The 4,815-nt window shown below is 38.2% G+C and carries 5 protein-coding genes and 1 pseudogene; 3 read left to right on the forward strand and 3 right to left on the reverse strand.

The features are described 5' to 3' along the window. Nucleotides 1–761 (forward strand): tRNA pseudouridine(38-40) synthase TruA (gene truA / locus BAZSYMA_RS01910; protein ID WP_241502520.1); only part of this gene is annotated, 761 nt, incomplete at its 5' end. 1 nt (nt 762) lies between these two features. Here truA and BAZSYMA_RS01915 read toward each other — a convergent pair. Continuing rightward, nucleotides 763–969 (reverse strand): annotated as a pseudogene (locus BAZSYMA_RS01915) (hypothetical protein); the annotation flags it as partial. Nucleotides 970–1,219: 250 nt separating this feature from the next. Between BAZSYMA_RS01915 and BAZSYMA_RS01920 the strand changes: the two are divergent. Both BAZSYMA_RS01920 and BAZSYMA_RS01925 read left to right on the forward strand, forming a co-directional pair. Continuing rightward, the gene (locus BAZSYMA_RS01920) at nt 1,220–3,163 is read left to right on the forward strand and encodes an SLC13 family permease (protein WP_090715042.1); all 1,944 of its coding nucleotides are present in this window, start codon (nt 1,220–1,222) and stop codon (nt 3,161–3,163) included. 3 nt (nt 3,164–3,166) lie between these two features. Further along, nucleotides 3,167–3,784: a carbonic anhydrase gene (locus BAZSYMA_RS01925; RefSeq protein WP_090715045.1), complete on the forward strand. Its 618-nt coding sequence runs from the start codon at nt 3,167–3,169 to the stop codon at nt 3,782–3,784. 22 nt (nt 3,785–3,806) lie between these two features. Here BAZSYMA_RS01925 and BAZSYMA_RS01930 read toward each other — a convergent pair whose 3' ends face one another. Next, nucleotides 3,807–4,091, reverse strand: coding sequence for a hypothetical protein (locus BAZSYMA_RS01930; RefSeq protein WP_090715048.1), 285 nt, complete (start codon nt 4,089–4,091; stop codon nt 3,807–3,809). A gap of 137 nt (nt 4,092–4,228) precedes the next feature. Then, a complete protein-coding gene (gene rimM / locus BAZSYMA_RS01935; protein WP_090715050.1) occupies nt 4,229–4,741 on the reverse strand; it encodes a ribosome maturation factor RimM in 513 nt (170 codons plus the stop codon). Between the last annotated feature and the right edge of the window lie 74 nt (nt 4,742–4,815).

Raw genomic sequence — 4,815 nt, forward strand, 5'->3', positions numbered from 1 at the left:
ATAAAGGATTTACAAAAATGAAGATAGCATTAGGTGTTGAGTATATGGGCAGTGACTTCCACGGATGGCAGTTGCAAAAATCTGGCATTCGCACTGTTCAACAAGTGGTCGAAAAAGCACTCTCAAATGTTGCTGACCACCCCGTACGGGTATTTTGCTCAGGTAGAACAGATGCGGGTGTACACGCTATTGAACAGGTTATTCACTTTGAAACAAGTGCAAACAGAGAAGACAAAGCGTGGCTTCTTGGTGGCAATGTTAACCTGCCTCATGATGTCAATTTTGTTTGGGTAAAACGCGCTAATGAGGATTTCCATGCGCGCTTTAATGCTCACGCAAGGCGCTACCATTACAAGATTCACAATACGCCAGTGCGCTCTGCTCTAATGGCTAAACACACCTTATGGGAGTCAAGAGCATTAGAAGTAGAAGCAATGAGCAAGTCCGCTGAATATTTACTCGGTGAGCATGATTTTTCAGCTTTTCGTGGTAGTCTATGCCAAGCAAAATCACCCATCAAAACCATTGAGTTTATAAAGCTCACTCAACACGGCAATGAAATCTTGTTGGATATTAAAGCCAATGCCTTCTTGCACCATATGGTGCGCAATATCGTCGGCACACTACTCAAAGTAGGCAGGGGCGAAAAACCTGTTGGATGGGTTAAGGAAGTATTAATCTCTAAAGATAGAAAAAAGGCGGGTGCAACTGCCCCGCCTCAAGGTTTATATTTTATTAAAGCCTTTTACTCTAACTTATAAATCAATTTTTTCGAAGTTGCTTACTAGCCAATATCATATTAGTCAATGCAGGCATTGCCTCGTCCCAATGTCTGGTTTTTAAACCACAATCAGGATTAACCCACAGCCTTGTAGCGGGAATACGTTGGACTGCCTTTTCCATTAGCTCAACCATGGATGCCACTGAAGGGGTGTTAGGAGAATGAATGTCATAAACCCCTGGACCTAAAACAATTCAAATAGGTGTAAAGGAGCTTAATCGAAAATTATTTGCAATTTTGCGCAAACAAGACAAAAAAATTAATTATATTCAACGCTTTGTCAAAATTAGCAAGAAAGTGGTTAATGTGCTTTAGGGTCATTAAAATTCAAAAATAGATATTTTTTCAACCAGTAAGACCTTGTTAGCAGTGATTAGTAATGTTGTGATTACGGTATAATTTTGCCTACTGTTTTTTACCCTTAATAAAATCAAAATCATGCTCAATAAAAAAAATATTTCAGCCATTATTTTTGCTATTTTTGCTGTGTGGCTTTCAACAATTGCGCCAACCACCTCTATTTCTTGGATGCTGGGGATTCTTGTATTAACAATTTACTTGTTTGCTTTTGAGGTGGTAGAAGTTGACGAAGCTGCCATTACCATTATGATCATCTTAGGGCTAAGCTCTTTGCCATGGATTCATACTTTAATGGGGCTAGAAGAGGGACTAGTTGACAACCAAAGATTGTTTGATGGGTTCTCCTCTAATGCGGTTATATCAATTATTGCAGTAATGATTATTGGAGCAGGCTTGGACAAAACTGGGTTGATGGGCAGAGTTGCCACTTTCATTCTTAAAGTAGGTGGCACCTCCGAGCCAAGAGTAATCCCAATTATCTCTTCTACTGTTGGATTTATCTCATCTTTCATGCAAAATGTGGGTGCAGCCGCACTATTTATTCCTGTTGTGAGTCGCATTTCATCACGCTCAGGTATCCCAATGTCGCGACTATTGATGCCAATGGGATTTACAGCAATTTTAGGTGGCACAATAACCATGGTGGGCTCTAGCCCTTTAATCTTGCTAAATGATTTAATTTTAACCACTAACCAAGGATTAGAAGTTGGACAGCAGATGGACACTTGGGGATTATTCTCCGTAACACCAATAGGCATTGCACTGGTCATAATGGGTATTGTATATTTCGTCATTGCTGGCAAGTTTGTCTTACCTGCAACCAAAAAAGATCAGTCAGAATCTATATCAGCCATTGAGCACTTTCATCAAGTTTATGATATAGATTATGATTTATTTGAGGTTAATATTCCTAAGGATTCTAACTTAGTTGGCATGACACTTGACGATATTGAAACAGCGGCTAAAATTAGAATTATCGCCATCCAAACCATCGAAGGCGAGACATTTATTGGGCACCATTCAGTTGAACGAGGCACCACTATTCAACCACAAATGACCCTAGGCGTATTGACAACAAAAGAACATTTAGATGCTTTTGTTGAAGGCTTTCATCTTGAGCTCTCAGACACCATTGAAAAATTCTCTAATTTGTTGTCTACACAAGAATGTGGCACAGCAGAAATTGTTATCCCACCTAACTCTTCACTTATTAACCAAAGCGCTAGAGATATATGGTTGCGCAAGACCTATGGTATTGCCATGGTGGCGCTACATCGTGGTGGTAAAACCATGCAAGAAGGTGAGGGTATTCGCAATATTCCTTTCCAATCAGGCGATACATTAATTGTCCATACACGCTGGGTTGACCTTGATAGACTGCAATCTAATACTGACTTTATTGTCATTACTTCTGAGTATCCAAGGCAAGAAGAGTACCGACCTGAGAAAATCAAATGGGCAAGTATTTTCTTTGCGATTGCACTTTTCTTAGTATTATTTACGGATATTAAACTCTCCATCGCACTCATGACTGGCGCCTTGGGTATGATTTTATCTGGTGTTATTAAAATAGAAGAGGCTTATCGTGCGGTTTCTTGGAAAACAGTATTTTTATTAGCCAGCCTTATTCCACTAGGTATGGCCGTATCAAAAACTGGCACCGCCTTATGGATTGCACAAGAAACAGTTAAAGTAGTTGGCGATATGGCACCTTGGGTAATACTAAGCTCAATTGTAGTGCTAGCAACCTTCTTTACCCTAGTCATGTCTAATGTAGGCGCAACTATTCTCTTAGTGCCTATTGCTGTTAATATTGCCATTCAAGTAGGGGAAGACCCTGCGGTTTATGCGCTAGCAGTTGCCATTGCCACTTCAAACTCATTTTTAATTCCCACACATCAGGTGAATGCTTTAATTATGGGACCTGGTGGCTATAAGGTGGCAGATTTCATTAAAGCAGGTGGGTTTATGACAATACTATTTATCATTGTTATGATGTCAATGATGAGCATCCTCTTTTAAAGGATGAGTATCATTTCTGACAAAATAAACTCAACGCAAGCAAGAAGAAGATTGGTTGATGGTAATCAGCGTTTTGTTAATGGCACTACATTTCACCATAGATTCCATGCGCATGGATGCGCAAAAGATGTAAAAGAACAAAGTCCATTTGCGGTTGTATTGGGATGTTCTGACTCACGAGTACCCATTGAGACTATCTTTGACCAGAGTTTTGGTGATTTGTTTATTATTCGCATTGCAGGAAATATAGTTGCCCCCTCACAAATGGGGAGTATTGAATTTGCAATCTCTAAATTCAAAACAGCTTTAATTGTAGTGTTAGGCCATTCTAATTGCGGAGCTATTAATGCAACTATTGACGAATGCATTAATAAAACAAATCTATCGGACGGCCTTTACTCTATAACTAACAGAATAAAGCCTTCCATTCTACCTTTGCTTAAATTAAATTTAACAAATAATGAACTGGTTGACAAGGCTGTTGAAGTTAACATTATTAACTCCGTCAAACAATTACAAAGCCAATCGCCAATTATTAAAGAAGCTATCAAAAATAATAAACTAGAAGTTATAGCTGCTAATTATTCTTTAAAATCAGGTGCAGTTGATTTTCTAACTTAGTTTGTCTGGGGTTTTTTTACAACTATTTACTTGTGTTCTCTTGAGTTTGTTTTATGATTTTATCTAAAATTTCACGAATTTCAGCCAAACCAGTTACTGGCAAAACTAAACGGTGGGAAATCTTGCGAAATTCTCTTTTCTCATCAGCGCCATCTTTACTCATGATTGGTGAAGCTTGATAAAAATCAATCTTTGCAACATTCTGACGGATACTAATACTTGCTGTACCGTCAACATACATTTCATCAATTAAGTTTGCTTGTGGTTGAGTCACTTCAGGTGTTGAATTTTCTTCTTTCTTTTCCATTTTTCTTTTCCATAGTTTTAAAAAAATTATTATACCAAGCCTAGCAAGACTAAAAGTGTTTTAAAAAGTTTTCAAATTGATAAAAGATGGTGTTTTGGTGGTTATTCATAATGACGCAAAGGTCTTATATAAGACCATTAAAAATCCTCATCCCAATCAACCAAAATTTGTTGTTTTTCGATATTGACTTCACACAAAAACGGCTCAATATACGGCACCCAATGCTCTTTTTCCCCTTGCACAATGAGTACATGGTTGACACCTGTCTCCATCAAATTTTGCACTTTTCCAAGTACAAAATTTGATCGATTAATCACTTCCAAACCAATTAAATCTTCCCAATAATGCTCGCCTTTTTTGAGTTTGAGTAATTGGGATTTCTCAATATAAACATCAATACCAATCATTGCTCTGGCTTGCTCTCTGTTATCAATATCTTTAATTTTTGCAACAATGGTTTTCGACTGCTCTCGACCATTGACAATTTCTAATATTTGCCATTGTTCGTCAATCTGTGTATGCCAAGGCTTGTAAGATAAAATATTTTTTCTAGGCTGTGTATGTGAAAAGATTTTCACCCAACCCTGAACGCCAAAAAGGCCATTAATCGTACCGACCAACAGCCTTTTTGAACTTGGAATAATGTTCATTGAGTTACTCAGCAGATTTTTCCTCTTCTGCTGGCGCCTCTTCAGTAGGTACTTCTACTTCAGCAACAGCCGTC

Origin of the sequence: Bathymodiolus azoricus thioautotrophic gill symbiont (assembly GCF_001298715.1) — a bacterium.
Taxonomy (GTDB): Bacteria; Pseudomonadota; Gammaproteobacteria; order PS1; family Pseudothioglobaceae; genus Thiodubiliella.

What these genes read in the sequence shown, in the direction of transcription:
- BAZSYMA_RS01930 (WP_090715048.1), bottom strand. Translation starts at nt 4,091, where the DNA reads ATGGAAAAGAAAGAAGAAAATTCAACACCTGAAGTGACTCAACCACAA.
- BAZSYMA_RS01925 (WP_090715045.1), top strand. Translation starts at nt 3,167, where the DNA reads ATGAGTATCATTTCTGACAAAATAAACTCAACGCAAGCAAGAAGAAGA.
- BAZSYMA_RS01920 (WP_090715042.1), top strand. Translation starts at nt 1,220, where the DNA reads ATGCTCAATAAAAAAAATATTTCAGCCATTATTTTTGCTATTTTTGCT.
- rimM (WP_090715050.1), bottom strand. Translation starts at nt 4,741, where the DNA reads ATGAACATTATTCCAAGTTCAAAAAGGCTGTTGGTCGGTACGATTAAT.